Source organism: Streptomyces sp. CWNU-52B (genome assembly GCF_047444975.1).
Classification (GTDB): domain Bacteria; phylum Actinomycetota; class Actinomycetes; order Streptomycetales; family Streptomycetaceae; genus Streptomyces.
The window spans coordinates 545,378-559,825 of record NZ_JBLFJV010000050.1; the positions used below are offsets into that span (position 1 = coordinate 545,378).

At 72.5% G+C, this 14,448-nt stretch carries 13 protein-coding genes and 1 rRNA gene; 2 read left to right on the top strand and 12 right to left on the bottom strand.

Translation table 11 applies throughout. The annotated features are described in order from the left end of the window. Nucleotides 1-3: 3 nt before the first annotated feature. From ACLVWQ_RS35240 to ACLVWQ_RS35260, 5 genes are all read right to left on the bottom strand, one after another. Entirely contained in the window at nt 4-1,143 is a 1,140-nt protein-coding gene (locus ACLVWQ_RS35240; RefSeq protein WP_414113312.1) for a glycosyltransferase family 4 protein, read from the bottom strand. Nucleotides 1,144-1,529: 386 nt separating this feature from the next. Then, nucleotides 1,530-3,281, bottom strand: a complete 1,752-nt coding sequence (gene recN, locus ACLVWQ_RS35245; protein ID WP_414113313.1) for a DNA repair protein RecN — start codon at nt 3,279-3,281, stop codon at nt 1,530-1,532. A 130-nt stretch (nt 3,282-3,411) separates the two neighbouring features. Continuing rightward, complete coding sequence (locus ACLVWQ_RS35250; protein ID WP_414113314.1) at nt 3,412-4,317, bottom strand: NAD kinase; 906 nt, start codon at nt 4,315-4,317, stop codon at nt 3,412-3,414. Further along, a complete protein-coding gene (locus tag ACLVWQ_RS35255; RefSeq protein ID WP_414113315.1) occupies nt 4,314-5,129 on the bottom strand; it encodes a TlyA family RNA methyltransferase in 816 nt (271 codons plus the stop codon). Before ACLVWQ_RS35255 ends, ACLVWQ_RS35250 begins: the two co-directional genes overlap by 4 nt. A 7-nt stretch (nt 5,130-5,136) precedes the next feature. Next, entirely contained in the window at nt 5,137-5,622 is a 486-nt protein-coding gene (locus ACLVWQ_RS35260) for a hypothetical protein (protein WP_414113352.1), read from the bottom strand. 54 nt (nt 5,623-5,676) lie between these two features. Here ACLVWQ_RS35260 and ACLVWQ_RS35265 point away from each other — a divergent pair, with 54 nt between their 5' ends. Beyond that, nucleotides 5,677-6,024: an SCP2 sterol-binding domain-containing protein gene (locus ACLVWQ_RS35265; RefSeq protein ID WP_414113316.1), complete on the top strand. Its 348-nt coding sequence runs from the start codon at nt 5,677-5,679 to the stop codon at nt 6,022-6,024. Between the two features lie 6 nt (nt 6,025-6,030). Here ACLVWQ_RS35265 and ACLVWQ_RS35270 read toward each other — a convergent pair whose 3' ends face one another. From ACLVWQ_RS35270 to ACLVWQ_RS35285, 4 genes are all read right to left on the bottom strand, one after another. Continuing rightward, a complete protein-coding gene (locus ACLVWQ_RS35270; protein WP_414113353.1) occupies nt 6,031-6,927 on the bottom strand; it encodes an ABC transporter ATP-binding protein in 897 nt (298 codons plus the stop codon). Nucleotides 6,928-6,938: 11 nt separating this feature from the next. Continuing rightward, nucleotides 6,939-7,940, bottom strand: a complete 1,002-nt coding sequence (locus ACLVWQ_RS35275) for a FecCD family ABC transporter permease (protein WP_414113354.1) — start codon at nt 7,938-7,940, stop codon at nt 6,939-6,941. A 137-nt stretch (nt 7,941-8,077) separates the two neighbouring features. Then, complete coding sequence (locus tag ACLVWQ_RS35280) at nt 8,078-9,121, bottom strand: FecCD family ABC transporter permease (protein WP_414113317.1); 1,044 nt, start codon at nt 9,119-9,121, stop codon at nt 8,078-8,080. 87 nt (nt 9,122-9,208) lie between these two features. After that, nucleotides 9,209-10,237 carry an HAD-IIA family hydrolase gene (locus tag ACLVWQ_RS35285; protein ID WP_414113318.1) on the bottom strand — a complete coding sequence of 343 codons (1,029 nt, stop codon included), beginning with the start codon at nt 10,235-10,237 and terminating at the stop codon, nt 9,209-9,211. Between the two features lie 71 nt (nt 10,238-10,308). On the opposite strand from ACLVWQ_RS35285, the gene ACLVWQ_RS35290 reads away from it, so the two are divergent. Further along, nucleotides 10,309-11,610: a DUF1015 domain-containing protein gene (locus tag ACLVWQ_RS35290; RefSeq protein WP_414113319.1), complete on the top strand. Its 1,302-nt coding sequence runs from the start codon at nt 10,309-10,311 to the stop codon at nt 11,608-11,610. 106 nt (nt 11,611-11,716) lie between these two features. Here the strand turns inward: ACLVWQ_RS35290 and ACLVWQ_RS35295 are convergent, their stop codons facing one another. The 3 genes from ACLVWQ_RS35295 to rrf form a co-directional block, all read right to left on the bottom strand. Continuing rightward, nucleotides 11,717-12,538, bottom strand: a complete 822-nt coding sequence (locus ACLVWQ_RS35295; protein ID WP_414113320.1) for a hypothetical protein — start codon at nt 12,536-12,538, stop codon at nt 11,717-11,719. After that, complete coding sequence (locus ACLVWQ_RS35300; protein WP_414113321.1) at nt 12,520-13,899, bottom strand: hypothetical protein; 1,380 nt, start codon at nt 13,897-13,899, stop codon at nt 12,520-12,522. The genes ACLVWQ_RS35295 and ACLVWQ_RS35300 overlap by 19 nt, the downstream gene beginning before the upstream one ends. Nucleotides 13,900-14,159: 260 nt before the next feature. Next, nucleotides 14,160-14,276, bottom strand: a 5S ribosomal RNA gene (rrf, locus tag ACLVWQ_RS35305). Between the last annotated feature and the right edge of the window lie 172 nt (nt 14,277-14,448).

Here is a 14,448-nt window from a genome sequence, read left to right on the forward strand (position 1 = left end):
GGTCTAGAGAAGCGGCAGCGGCCTGGTCAGCTCGTCGTACACGCTGAGGACCTGGGCCACGGTCTCGTCCTCGGTCGGCCAGGTGGCCGCCTGGCGCGTTCCCCTGTCCTTGAGGCGCTCGCACCGGCCGGGGTCGGCGAGCAGGCCGGCGACGGCCTCGGCGAGCGCCTCCGCGTCACCGTGCGGGACGAGCACGGCCGCATCGCCGACGAGTTCGGGGACACCCCCGCCGTCGGCCGCGACGAGCGGCACGCGCGCGTGGAGGGCCTCCTGGGCGAGCACGGAGCGCGACGCGGGCCGGCCGGGCAGCAGGGCCAGGTCGGCGGCCGATAGCAGTTCCCCGATGTCGTCGCGCCGGCCGATGAGGCGTACCGGAAGTCCCTCGTCCTCGATGCGCCGCTGGAGTTCGCCGCGCAGCGGCCCCTCCCCGGCGATCACGACCAGCGGTACGGGGTCGAGGCGCCGCCACGCGCGCGTGGCGTCCAGCAGCGTGTCGTACCCCCGGTGCCGGTCGAGGGAGCCGACCGCCATCAGCAACGGCCGGTCGGTGGTGCCGAGTTCGGCACGCGCCTTGGGCCGCAGCCCGTCGGTGTCCTCCCGCGCGGCGACGGTCCCGCGCCAGGCCGGCAGCGCGACCGCGGCGAGCCGCGCGTCCCGGGCGCCCCTGCTGCGGGCCCGGTCCACGAGGTCGGAGGTGGATCCGAGGACCACCGACGCGGCCTTCGCCACCCGTCGCTCCAGCACGCGCAGCAGACGCGCCCGCGCGCCCTCGGCGTACGGGCGGGTGTGCCAGGTCACGACGAGCGGGACGCGCCGTCCGCTGAGCGCGAGCGCGGCCCGCAACGCGGCGTGCAGCCCGTGCGCGTGGACCAGGTCGGCGTCCGCGCAGGCCGCCCGCAGCGCGGCCACCGAGACCGGGTCGTTGCGCCGCGGCACATGGACGTGATCGGCGCCGACGCCGATGAAATCGTATGTGTGACCGATATCGGTCGGGGCGCACACGGTGACCCGCACGCCCCGCGCGACGAGTCCCGAGCTCAGCGACCGGACGTGGGCGCTGCTGCCCGCGCTGCCGCCGCCGAGCACCTGGACAGTGCGCAGCGGCGCCTGTCCGTGCGGTGAGTGGCTGCTCACGTGGGTCACGTGGCCGGGGCTCCTGGTTCGGCGTCGGTCGGTCACGAAGAAAAGTACCGAAGGAACGGGCGATGGGGGTGGACCGCTCGTCCTCCTCCTAAGGATGCCAGGACGAGGCGGAGTTGCCGACCATCGAGGGGCCGGCGGGACGGGGCGTACGGACGGGAGACGGGCCGCCGCGGGCAGCCGCGGACGGGTTGCCGCCGGACCGCGGACGGGCTTGCGGCCGGGCTGCGGTCGATCACTCGTACGAGCGAGGGCCGGACGATGTTCGAGGACAGCCGGGGGCGGGTGTCGCCCCGGGCGAGCCCCTGTTCACGCCCTCTCGCGCCCTCTCACGCCCTTCGCGTACGGGCGGCCGCCCCCTCCCGCGGGCGGACGCCGCAGGAGCCGGTCTAACCGTCCGCCCGTGCCGTCGCAAGGAGTTCCTCGGCGTGGGCGCGGGCCGCCTCCGAGTCCTCCTGCCCGGCCAGCATCCGGGAGAGCTCGCGGATGCGCTCCTCGCCCTCCAGGACCTTCACGCCGGAGCGGGTGACCGAGCCGTCGCTGGTCTTCTCGACCAGCAGCTGCCGGTCGGCGAAGGCGGCCACCTGGGGCAGGTGGGTGACGACGACGACCTGCGCGACCTTGGCGAGCCGCGCGAGCCGCCGGCCGATCTCGACGGCGGCCTTGCCGCCGACACCGGCGTCGACCTCGTCGAAGAGATACGTGGGCACGGGATCCGTACCGGCGAAGACGACCTCGACCGCGAGCATGACCCGCGACAGCTCACCGCCGGACGCGCCCTTGGCGATGGGCCGCGGCGGTGCCCCCGGGTGCGGGGCGAGGAGCAGTTCGACCTCGTCGACACCCGCGGGCCCGTACGAGACCGGACGTCCGCCGACCTCCACGCCCTCGGGGTCCTCGGTCTGCCGGATCTCGAACGACACGCGCGCGTGCGGCATGGCCAGCGAGGCCAGCTCGGCGGTCACGGCGGCGGCGAAGCGCGAGGCGGCCTCCGTACGGGCGTCCGTCAGGGCCTGGGCCAGTCCGCCCAGTTCGGCCCGGAGCGCGTCCCGCTCGGCGGTGAGCTCACCGATCCGGTCGTCGTCGCCGTCCAGCTCCAGGAGCCGCGCGGCGCCCTTCTCGGCGTAGGTCAGCACACCCGCCGTGCCCTCGCCGTGCTCCGCGTACTTGCGGATCAGCACGGTGAGCGCGGCGCGCCGCTCCTCGACCGCGGCGAGCCGCAGCGGATCCGCGTCGAGGTCGTCGGCGTATCCCGCCAGCTCCCCCGCCACGTCGCCCAGCAGGATCCCGATCTCCCCGATGCGGCCCGCCAGCGTGCCGAGGTCCGCGTCGTGGGACCGGACGGCCTCCAGGGCCCGGTGCGCGCCCGCAACGAGTGTCGTGGCGTCGATGCCCTCCGGGTCCTCCGGGTTGCCCGCGAGGGCGGCGTGCGCGACGGTGGCGGCCGACGCGAGCGCCTCCGCGTGTCCGAGCCGCTCCGCCTCGGCCGCGAGCTCCACGTCCTCGCCCGCCCTGGGCTCCACCGAGGCGATCTCGTCGAGCCCGAAGCGCAGCATGTCGGCTTCCTGGGCGCGCTCACGGGCGCGGGTGGTGATCTCCTCCAGCTCGGTGGAGATGGCGCGCAGCCGCCGGTACGCGCCCGCGTACTTGGCGAGCGGCACGGCGACCGCGTCGCCCGCGTACCGGTCGAGGGCCTGCCGCTGCCGGGACAGCTTGAGCAGCCCCTGCTGGTCGGTCTGGCCGTGCACCGCCACCAGGTCGTCGGCCAGTTCGGCCAGCAGCCCCACCGGCACGGACCGCCCGCCGAGGTGCGCGCGCGAGCGGCCCTCGGCGGAGACGGTACGGCTGATGAGCAGGGTTCCGTCGTCGAGTTCGGCGCCCGCCTCCTCGGCCCGCAGGATCGCCGGGGCGCCGTCGGGGACGGAGATCCGCCCCTCCACGACCGCGTTCTTCGCCCCGATCCGCACGAGGGCGGGGTCGGCGCGTCCGCCCAGCAACAAGCCCAGGCTGGTGACCACCATCGTCTTGCCCGCGCCGGTCTCACCGGTGACCGCGGTGAAGCCGGGCGACAGCTCGACAACCGCGTCGTCGATGACTCCGAGCGACCGTATCCGCATCTCCTCCAACACGGACATGACCATACGAGGTTTCCCCCACCCGGCGCGACGCCGCCCCAGTCCCTGCACAAACGTCCAGGTATCCACGCTGCCCGCAGTCGCGCTCCCGGGGCGGCCCTCCGTGCCGCACGGCCGCGGCGCCGGCGGGGCCCCGTCAGTTCGGAGCGCCCCGCCAACCGGCCACCGGCAGCGCGAACTTGGCGACCAGCCGGTCGGTGAACGACGCGTGGTGCAGCCGGGCCAGCCGCACCGGAACGGCCCCGCGCCTGACCTCCACGCGGGCCCCGGGCGGCAGCTCGATCGTGCGGCGGCCGTCGCACCACAGCACCCCGGGCGGGATGTGCGGCAGGATCTCCACCGCGAGGACCGAGTTCGGTGAGGTCACCAGCGGCTTGGCGAACAGGGCGTGCGCGCTGATCGGCACCATGAGCAGCGCCTCGACCTCCGGCCACACCACGGGTCCGCCCGCGGAGAAGGCGTACGCCGTGGATCCGGTCGGGGTCGACAGGACGATCCCGTCACAGCCGAAGCCGGTCACCGGCCGCCCGTCGATCTCCAGCACGACCTCAAGGAGTTTCTCGGCCCCCGCCTTCTGCACGGCGGCCTCGTTCAGCGCCCAGTCCGTGTGCACGACATCGCCGTTGCTGTGCACGACGACGTCGACGGTCATGCGCTCCTCGACCTCGTACGCCTTCGTCACCACCCGGTCGACGACCTTGTCGAGGTCGTCGCGCTCGGCCTCCGCGAGGAAGCCGACCCGTCCGAGGTTGACGCCGAGCATCGGTACGCCGGAGGCGCGGGCGAACTCGGCGCCGCGCAGCAGCGTCCCGTCACCGCCGAGGACGATCAGCAGTTCACATCCGTCGAGGCACTCCGGTGTCGCCTCCTTGACGAGCTCCACGCTCGGCGGCAGCGGCAGGTCGGCCGCCTCCGCCTCCAGGACACGTACGCCGAGTCCGGAGCGCAGGAGCCCCTCGACGACGAGCTCGGCACTGCGGATGGCCGCGGGCCGTCCGGTGTGGGCGAGCAGGAAAACAGTACGAGATCGGGTCTCAGTCAACGCGGCCCCTCCGCCACTGCACGATCGACGTCGGCCGGGTCCAGTGCGGGTGCCCCGGCACGCAGCCACAGAAAGTACTCGACATTCCCTGAGGGGCCGGGCAGCGGACTGGCTGTCACGCCCTTCACCCCGAGCCCCAGTTCCCCCGCCTGCCGGGCCACGCCGCGCACGGCGTCCGCCCGGAGTTCGGGGCTGCGGACGACTCCGCCGCTCCCGAGCCGTTCCCTGCCCACCTCGAACTGCGGCTTGACCATCATCACCAGGTCGGCCCCGGGTTTCGCGCACCGCACAAGGGCGGGCAGCACCAGGCCGAGCGGGATGAAGGACAAGTCACCGACAACAAGATCCACCGGCTCCCCATCGATCGCTTCCAACGTCAACTCGCGTACGTTCGTACGGTCCTTGACGGTGACGCGTTCATCGCTGCGCAGAGACCACGCCAACTGCCCGTAGCCGACGTCCACCGCGAGGACCCGCGCGGCGCCCGCGCGCAGCAGCACATCGGTGAACCCGCCCGTCGAGGCTCCGGCGTCCAGGGCCCGTCGTCCCCGCACCTCCAGGCCCAGCGGTACGAAGGCCTCCAGTGCCCCGGCGAGCTTGTGGCCGCCGCGTGAGACGTAGTCGGGGTCGTTGTCGTCGTCGGCGACCAGGATGGGGGCCGCGGTCTCCACCTGGGTGGCGGGCTTGGTCGCGAGGTTCTTGCCGACGGTGACCCGCCCGGCGGCGATCAGCTGTCCCGCGTGCTCGCGCGAGCGGGCGAGTTTGCGCCGGACCAGCTCGGCGTCGAGGCGGCGTCGTGCCACTCCTGCCACGTTCGGTTCAGCTCCTGTTGCTGTTGTAGCCGCTGTTGTAGCTGCTGTTGCTGTTGTCGCCGCTGTACGGCTTGCGGCTGGTGTCGCTGTGCTGTGCGGGGGGCGCCGAGGGGCCCGGTCGGGTGTCGAGGGCGGTGAGGGCGTCGCGCAGCCCCCGGTGCACATCCTCGTACACCTCCATGTGGCCGTCCGTGGCGAGGTGGTCCACGTCGGCCAGCCGGTCGAGCAGGACGTCCACCTCGGCGTCGCCCGTGGGTGTGCGCGGCACGTGCAGCGGGGCGGGGCCGGCCGGGTCGTACTCGGACCCGGCGGACGGACCCGGGGACGGATCGGCGGAGGGATCTACGGAGGGGTCTGCGGGCGGATCGGCGGGGGGTCCGGTCACGCGTTCGGCGGACGGCGACGGATCCGGCGCGGCTCCGGGGCCGGCCGGAGCGCCCGCCCGCGCACCGTAGGGCCCCGGACCGGGCAATTCGGTCTCCTGGCCGGTCATGGACTCGCTCATGCCCCGACGCTACCGCGAAGCGCTGGGGTACCGTCGATCACGATGGCGACGATTGAGGAGTGCCGCAGCGCACTCGACAAGCTCTCGGACAACATGGCCGGCGCGAACAGCGACGTACGGAGCGCGGCCGCGTTGGACCGCTCACTGAGCTGCCGTGTCACCGACCTCGACGTCACCTTCGTCGGCCGTCTCCAGGACAGCCGCATCACGGTGCTCGACACGGTGGAGGGCCCGCCGCCCGAGAAGGCCCAGATCCGGCTCGCCATGACCGGCGACGACCTGGTCGCGATGGTCGGCGGCGAGCTGAACTTCGCCAAGGCGTGGGGCGCGGGCCGGGTCAAGCTCGAAGCGAGCCTGCGCGACCTGCTCCGGCTCAGAAAACTGCTCTGACCCCGGTCAGCCCTGGGTGACGCCCACGGCCGCGGCGGCCGTACGAGCCTTCCTGGCCGCCGGCACCACCAGCGGCGTACCGGTCTCCGGGTCGTCGATGACCTGGCAGCGCAGCCCGAAGACCTCCTCGACCAGCTCGGCCGTGACGATGTCCGCGGGGGCGCCCTCCGCGATCACGGACCCCTCGCGCAGGGCGATCAGATGCGTGGCGTACCGGGCGGCGTGGTTGAGGTCGTGCAGTACGGCCACCAGGGTGCGGCCCTGCTCCTCGTGCAGCTCGGCGCACAGGTCGAGTACGTCGATCTGGTGCTGGATGTCCAGGAAGGTGGTGGGCTCGTCGAGCAGCAGCAGCGGGGTCTGCTGGGCGAGCGCCATGGCGATCCACACGCGCTGGCGCTGGCCGCCGGACAGCTCGTCGACGTACCGGTCGGCGAGTTCGGCGACCCCGGTCGAGGTCATGGAGTCGCGTACGACCCGTTCGTCCTCGGTCGACCACTGGCGCAGCAGCCCCTGGTGCGGATAGCGGCCACGCCCCACGAGGTCGCCCACCGTGATCCCGTCGGGCGCGATCGACGACTGCGGGAGCAGCCCGAGCGTCCTCGCCACCTTCTTCGCGGACATCGACTGGATGGCCTGGCCGTCGAGGAGCACCCGGCCCTGCTGCGGCTTCAGCATGCGGGACAGCGCGCGCAGCAGGGTGGACTTGCCGCAGGCGTTGGGGCCGACGATCACCGTGAAGGAGTTGTCCGGTATCGAGACCGACAGTTGCTCGGTGATGACGCGCTGGTCGTAGGCGAGGGTGACGTTCTCGGCGGACAGGCGGTTCACGGTGCTCCTCGGGTTGTTCTGGTCCGGCCCGCCGTCGGCGCCCGTACGTGTCCTGCCGTGGTCGTCGGCGTTCATATGCGCCGCGTTCATATGCGGCCCGCTCTCCGCTCGGTGACCAGGAGCCACAGCAGATAGACACCGCCGAGGACCCCGGTCACCACGCCGACGGGCAGTTGGTCGGCTCCGAAGGCCCGCTGTGAGGCCCAGTCGGCGACGACCAGGAGGGTGGCGCCCATGCACATCGCCGCCACCAGGTTGGGCCCCGGCGAGCGGGTGAGGCGCCGGGCGAGCTGCGGCGCGGTGAGCGCGACGAAGCCGACCGGGCCCGCGGCGGCGGTGGCGGACGCGGTGAGCAGCACGGCGGCGGCCATCAGCAGCAGCCGCGTCCGCTCCACCCGTACGCCGAGCGCGTACGCCACGTCGTCGCCCATCTCCAGCATCCGCAGGGCGCGCGCGTTGCCGAGGACCAGCGGTACGAGGACGGCGCACAGGCCGAGCAGCGGCCAGACCTGGGCCCAGTCCCGGCCGTTGAGGGAGCCGGTCATCCAGACCACGGCGCGGGCCGCGTCGACGAGGTCGGCCTTGGTGATCAGATAGCCGTTGACGGCCGTGACGATCGCGGAGACACCGATTCCGACCAGGACGAGACGGTATCCGTGCACGCCCCGCTTCCAGGCGAGCACGTAGATGGCGAACCCGGTCACCAGGCCGCCGACCAGCGCCCCGACGGTGACCTGGGCGGCGCTCCCGGAGAACAGCACGATCATCACGAGCGCGCCGGCCGTCGAGCCCTGGCCGAGGCCGAGGACGTCCGGACTGCCCAGCGGATTGCGGGAGATGGTCTGGAAGAGCGCGCCGCCCAGCCCGAGCGAGGCGCCGACCAGGAGCCCCACCAGGACCCGCGGCAGCCGCAGTTCGTCGACGATGAACTCCTGGCCCGCGTCGCCGTTGCCCAGCAGCGTCCTGAGGACGTCTGCGGCGGGGATCGGGAAGTCGCCGGTGCCGATGAGTACGACGCTCGCGGTGAGCGCCGCCACGAGGAGCAGGGCGACGACCGTGAACGCCCGGGTGTCGACGCGGACCGACAGCCCGCCCCCGGTACGGACCGTGCGGCCGCGGAAGGCCCGCGCGGGGACTGCCTGCTCTCCTCCGGCCTGCTCGTTCCCTGCCCGCTCGTTCCCTGCCGTCTCGTGCCTGTCGGGCTCGGCCTGCTCGCGTAGGACCTTCACAGCTGTGCCGTCCTCCGCCGTCGTACGAGAAAGATGAAGACCGGGCCACCGAGGATCGCGGTGACGATGCCGACCTGGAGTTCCGCGGGCCGTACCACCATCCGGCCGACGACGTCGGCGCCGAGCAGCAGCACCGGCGACAGCACGGTGGCGTACGGCAGGATCCAGCGCAGGTCGGGCCCGGTGAAGGAGCGCACGACGTGCGGGACCATCAGCCCCACGAAGACGATCGGCCCGCAGGCGGCGGTCGCGGCCCCGCACAGCACGGTGGCGGCGGCCATGGACAGCGCGCGGGTCCGGTTCAGATTCGCGCCCAGCGCGCGGGCGGTGTCGTCGCCCATGGCCATGGCGTTCAGCGGACGGGCGAGGGCCAGCGCGAGGACCGTGCCGGCGGCGAGGAACGGCAGCACCTGCCAGATGATCGAGCTGGTGGCCGAGGCCAGCGAGCCGACCGTCCAGAAGCGCATCTTGCCGAGCGCCGCCTCGTCCATGATCATCACGGCCTGGAGATAGCCGTAGAGCGCGGCGCTGATGGCGGTGCCTGCGAGGGCGAGCCGGACCGGCGTCGCGCCCCGGCTGCCGCCGAGGAAGTACACCAGCGCCCCGACGGCGGCCGCGCCCGCGAAGGCGAACCACACATAGCCGTTCAGCGAGGTGACACCGAAGAAGGTGATCGCCGTGACGACCGCCGCGGACGCGCCCGCGTTGATGCCGAGCAGACCGGGGTCGGCGAGCGGGTTGCGGGTGAGCGCCTGGAGCACGGCCCCGGCGAGGCCCAGCGCGGCGCCGACGAGCAGTCCGAGGACCGTACGCGACAGCCGCTCACCCACGACGACGTCGCCGTACGTGCCCGAGTCCGCGAACAGGCCGTGCCAGACCTGCGCCAGGGACAGCTCTTTCGCGCCGATCGCGATGCTCGCCAGGGCGACGAGCACCAGCACGGCGAGGGACACCAGGAGCCCTGTGGCTCGTATCGCCCGGCGGTTCGGGGGCGCGGGGGCGGTCTCCGCGCGCGGTTCGGGGGGACTGTCGACCAACACGTGGTTAGGTTAGCCTACCCTCGCAATCAGGTTCGATCCGTGGCAGCCCTGAAGGCCGTGACCCGCACGGCCCTCTCCGGGCGAGCTTCAGAGTCCCAGCCGGGTCAGCGCCTTGCGCCCGTCCAGCTCGCACGCCGCGTCCCCGGCCGCCGTCCAGGCCGCGGCACACAGCGCCCGCAGCCCGTCCATGGGCTCGCCCTCACCGTCCAGTTCGAGTTCCTCGGCGCCGGCCGTGGCCGTGTAATCCCCGCACCGGAACCCGCCGCCCGCCTCGACGACCTCGGGCTGCCCGGTCAGCATCCCCCGCAGATCGGCGTCGACATAGGTCGGCCGGTGCTGCGGCGGCGCGGCGAGGAGCTGCGCCCCGTCGGTCACCCCGGTCAGCACGAGCAGCGAGTCCACCTCGCCGTTGAACGCGCCCTCGATGTCCGTGTCGAGCCGGTCGCCGACGACCAGCGGCCGCTCGGCCCCGGTCCGCAGGATCGTCTCGCGGTGCATCGGCGGCAACGGCTTGCCCGCCACCTGCGGCTCGGCACCCGTGGCGATCCGTACGACCTCCACGGCCGCGCCGTTGCCCGGAGCGATGCCGCGCGCGCTGGGGATCGTCAGGTCGGTGTTGGACGCGAACCACGGCACCCCGCGCGCGACGGCGTAGGACGCCTCCGCGAGACGGCTCCACGGCAGGTCGGGCCCGCCGAACCCCTGCACGACCGCCACCGGTTCGTCGTCGGCGGACTCGACCGGCTCAAGACCGCGCTCGCGCAGCGCGACCCGCAGCCCCTCCCCGCCGATCACCAGCACGCGCGCACCCTGGGGCACCTGCTCGCTGATCAGCCGGGCCACGGCCTGTGCCGAGGTGATGACGTCCGACGCCTCGGTCGGTATGCCCAGCTCCGTGAGGTGCTCCGCGACGGTGTCGGGCGTCCGCAGGGCGTTGTTCGTGACGTACGCGAGGCGCATCCCGCCCGTGTGGGCCGCGCCGAGCGACTCGACCGCGTGGGCGATCGCGTTGCCTCCCGCGTACACCACCCCGTCCAGGTCGAGCAGCGCCGTGTCGTACGCCTCGCTCAGGGCCCGGTCACTGCCCTCGGGGCGCGTCCTCGCGGTCTGGCTCATTACGCATCGCTCCTCGTTCGATCCCTTTCCCCGATCATCTCTCATGCCACCGACACACTTACGATGCAGCAATGAACACTGCAGGTACCGCGGACGTACCGGCACGCACGGGCCTCGATCTCACCCCTTTCCGGGGCCTGCGCTACGACCCCGACCGGGTCGGCAGCCTGTCCGCCGTCACATCCCCGCCGTACGACGTGGTCGTACGGCCCGACGGTCTGCACCACCTCGAATCGGCGGACCCGCACAACATCGTCCGTCTGATCCTGCCGCAGGCCCCTACCCCCGGCATCCGCAACGAACAGGCGGCGGACACCCTGCACCGCTGGGTGGCGGAGGGCGTCCTGAGAACCGACGCCGAGCCGGGCCTGTACGTCTACGAGCAGCGGGACGACGAGGGCATGTGCCAGCGGGGCGTCATCGGGGCCCTGCGTCTGTCGGAGCCGTCGCAGGGCGTGGTGCTGCCGCACGAGGACGTCATGCCGCACGTCGTCGCGGACCGCGCGGACCTGATGCGGGCCACCTCCGCGAACCTCGAACCCCTGCTCCTGACCTACCGGGGCGACACCGACCGCGACGGCGCCCCCTCCGGCACGACGGCCGTCATCGACCGCACCGCCGACCGCCCTCCCCTGCTGTCCACCACCACGGAGGACGGCTTCAGCCATCGTCTGTGGGCCGTCACCGATCCTGCCGACCTCGCCGAGATCCACGGGGACCTGGCCGGTCGCCAGGCGCTCATCGCGGACGGCCACCACCGCTGGGCGACCTACCTGGAGGTGCGCGCGGAGCACCCGTCGCCGAGTCCCTGGGACTTCGGCCTGGTGCTCCTGGTCGACACCGCGCGCCATCCGCTCCGCGTCCGCGCCATCCACCGCCTTCTGCACCGCCTCCCGGTGCCCGACGCCGTCGCGGCCCTGGGCGACTCCTTCCGCGTACGCCGTATCGACGAGCCCCTGCCCAAGGCGCTGGCGGCGCTCTCCGCGGCGTCCGCCGGCGGGAACGCCTTCCTCCTTGCGGGCGACGGCGGCTTCCACCTCGTGGACGACCCGTCGCCCGGCCTCCTCACGCGTACGATCCGGCCGGACCGCCCGGAGGCCTGGCGCACCCTCGACGCCACGGTGCTGCACGCCACGCTCCTCGACCATGTCTGGCGGATTCCGGACGTCCCGGAACACATCACGTACATCCACGACACGGCCGCCACGGTCGCCAAGGCGGAGCGCGACGGCGGCACGGCCGTCCTGATGCACCCGGTCCGCGAGGAGGTCGTACGCGACCTGGCGAGCCAGGGCGTCACGATGCCCCGCAAGTCGACGTCCTTCGGCCCGAAGCCGGCGTCGGGCCTGGTACTGCGAGCGCTCGGCCTCTGAGGCGCGCTCCGGCCACGCAGACGGGCGGGACCCCTGGTGAGGGATTCCCGCCCGTGTGGTGCTGCTGGTGGTACTGGTGGTACTGGTGGTACTGGTGCCGATGCTTCTACTTGGAGCTGTCGGCCGAGGCCTCGGGGTCCTCGACCTTGTCGGTCGGCTCGGGCGTCACGGCCTCCGGAGCGCGGTCCTCGTCGTCCTGGTCATCCTGGTCTTCATCGTCGTCGTCTTCGTGCTTCTGCTCGTCGTGGCCCTGGAGCTCGTTCTCGTTCTCGTCCTCGGTTTCGTCCTCGTCGTCGTCGAGTGCGTCCACGAACTCGACTCCGTCGAGCTCCGCGAGGCGGTCGGAGGCGTCCGTGCTGCCGTCCTTGTCGGACTCGACGGCCTTGGCGAACCACTCGCGCGCCTCGCCCTCACGCCCGGCGGCGAGCAGCGCGTCGGCGTACGCGTACCGCAGACGCGGGGTCCAGGGCTGTACGGAGTTGGAGGCCAGCTCGGGGCTCTGCAGGGTGACGATGGCAGCGTCGAGCTGGTCCATGTCCCGCCGCGCACCGGCGACCACGAGCCGCATCTCGACCTGGCCGGCCTTGTCGAGCTTCTGCACCTCGGGGGCCCCGGCCATGTCGAGGGCCCTCTCTGGGCGGCCCAGACCACGCTCGCAGTCCGCCATCACGGGCCACAGGTCCACGTTGCCCGTCATGCGCCGCGCGGCCCGGAACTCGGCGAGAGCCTCGCTGTACTTCTGGTTCGCGTACGCGGCGAAGCCCGCTGCCTCCCGTACGGCGGCGACCCGTGATGCGAGCCGCAGCGCGACCCTGGAGTAGCCGTACGCGCCCTCGGGGTCCTCGTCGATGAGCCGGGCGACCATCACCAGGTTCCTGGAGACGTCATCGGCCAGCCCCTTCGGCAGGCTCATGAGCTCCTGGCGCACGTCCTTGTCGATCTCCTCGCCCGTGACGTCGTCAGGGATCGGCAGGCGCTTGATCGGCTCGCGGTCGCGGTCCCGCTCGTCGCGGAAGCGGCCACCGCCGCCGACGCCGCGATCGTCACGCCCGCGGAAACCACCGCGGTCGCCACCGGGACGGCCACGGCTGTCGTCGCGGCGGGGTCCCCCACGGCCACCACGGTCATCACGTCCGGCACGGTCGTCCCCGCCACGGAAACCGCCGCCACCACGACGGTCGTCCCGCCCGCGGAAACCGCCACGGTCGCCGCCGGCGCTGCCGCGGCTGTCGTCACGGCGGTCATCACGGCGGTCGTCACGGCGGAAAGCGGGACGGTCACGGTCGTTGTCCCGGCGGGGGGCTCCGCGGTCGTCGTCACGGCGGAAGGGCGGACGCTCGCCACCGCCGCGGTTGTCATCACGACGGTCGTCCCGCCCGCGGAAACCGCCACGGTCGCCACCGGCACTGCCGCGGCTGTCGTCACGACGGTCATCACGGCGGTCGTCACGGCGGAAGGCGGGACGGTCACGGTCGTTGTCGCGACGAGGAGCACTCCCCCGGTCACGATCATCACGGCTGGGCCCACTCGACCGCTCGTCACGACGGAACGGCGGACGACTGCCACCACTACCGCTGCGATTGTCATCACGGCGGTCGTCACGACGGAACGCCGGACGGTCACCGTCACGACGCGGACCACTACGGTCGCGGTCGTCGCGACGGAAGGGCGGACGGTCGTTGTCCCGGCGGGGAGCACCACGCTCGTCGTCACGGCGGAACGCCGGACGGTCGCCACCGCCTCGGTTGTCGTCGCGACGGTCGTCGCGCCCACGGAAACCGCCCCGGTCACCGCCGCCACTGCCGCGGTTGTCGTCGCGGCGGAAGGCGGGGCGGTCGCGGTCGTTGTCCCGGCGGGGGGCTCCGCGGTCGTCGTCACGGCGGAAGGGCGGACGGTCACCACTGCCACGGTTGTCATCACGTCGGAAACCACCGCGGTCACCACCGCCACCACGGTTGTCGTCGCGGCGGAAGGCGGGACGGTCGCGGTCGTTGTCGCGACGAGGAGCACTCCCCCGGTCACGATCATCACGGCTGGGCCCACCGGACCGCTCGTCACGACGGAACGGCGGACGACTGCCACCACTACCGCTGCGATTGTCATCCCGACGGTCGTCACGCCCACGGAAACCACCGCGGTCACCACCGGCACTGCCGCGGTTGTCATCCCTGCGGAAGCCACCACGGTCGCCGGCGCCGGCGCCACGGTTGTCGTCGCGGCGGAACGGCGGACGGTCACCGTCACGACGCGGACCACTGCGGTCACGGTCGCCGCCGCCGCGGTTGTCATCACGACGGTCGTCCCGTCGGCCGGCCCCGGCACGGTCGTTGTCGCGGCTCGGGCCCCCGCGGTAGCCGCCGCGGTCACCACTGTCCCGGCGTCGCTGGTCGCGCTCCGGTCGCTCGTCGGGAGAGTTGGTGGACATGGGTGACTCCTGTCATCGGTACCGCAAGTCATTCTCGCGCAGCCGGGTACTCGGCGCGCTTCGGAAAACAAAAAAGGACCTCTGGTCCCAGCGAGTCGCTGGGACCAGAGGTCCTCCAAAGATTGTTCGGCGGCGTCCTACTCTCCCACAGGGTCCCCCCTGCAGTACCATCGGCGCTGTAAGGCTTAGCTTCCGGGTTCGAAATGTAACCGGGCGTTTCCCTCACGCTATGACCACCGAAACCCTTTCAGACACTCCACCAAAGGCAGAGTTATGAACGGGCAGCGAACAAGCACACTATTCAATTGATTAGTGGAACTGTTCAGCCAGCACAACCGTTCGTTGTCTGGGAACTACACAGTGGACGCGAGCAACTGAGGACAAGCCCTCGGCCTATTAGTACCGGTCAGCTC

Coding starts and splice junctions, on each gene's coding strand:
- recN (WP_414113313.1), bottom strand. CDS start 3,281: ATGGTCATGTCCGTGTTGGAGGAGATGCGGATACGGTCGCTCGGAGTC.
- ACLVWQ_RS35300 (WP_414113321.1), bottom strand. CDS start 13,899: ATGACAACCGCGGCGGCGGCGACCGTGACCGCAGTGGTCCGCGTCGTG.
- ACLVWQ_RS35290 (WP_414113319.1), top strand. CDS start 10,309: ATGAACACTGCAGGTACCGCGGACGTACCGGCACGCACGGGCCTCGAT.
- ACLVWQ_RS35270 (WP_414113353.1), bottom strand. CDS start 6,927: ATGAACGCCGACGACCACGGCAGGACACGTACGGGCGCCGACGGCGGG.
- ACLVWQ_RS35265 (WP_414113316.1), top strand. CDS start 5,677: ATGGCGACGATTGAGGAGTGCCGCAGCGCACTCGACAAGCTCTCGGAC.
- ACLVWQ_RS35260 (WP_414113352.1), bottom strand. CDS start 5,622: ATGACCGGCCAGGAGACCGAATTGCCCGGTCCGGGGCCCTACGGTGCG.
- ACLVWQ_RS35285 (WP_414113318.1), bottom strand. CDS start 10,237: ATGAGCCAGACCGCGAGGACGCGCCCCGAGGGCAGTGACCGGGCCCTG.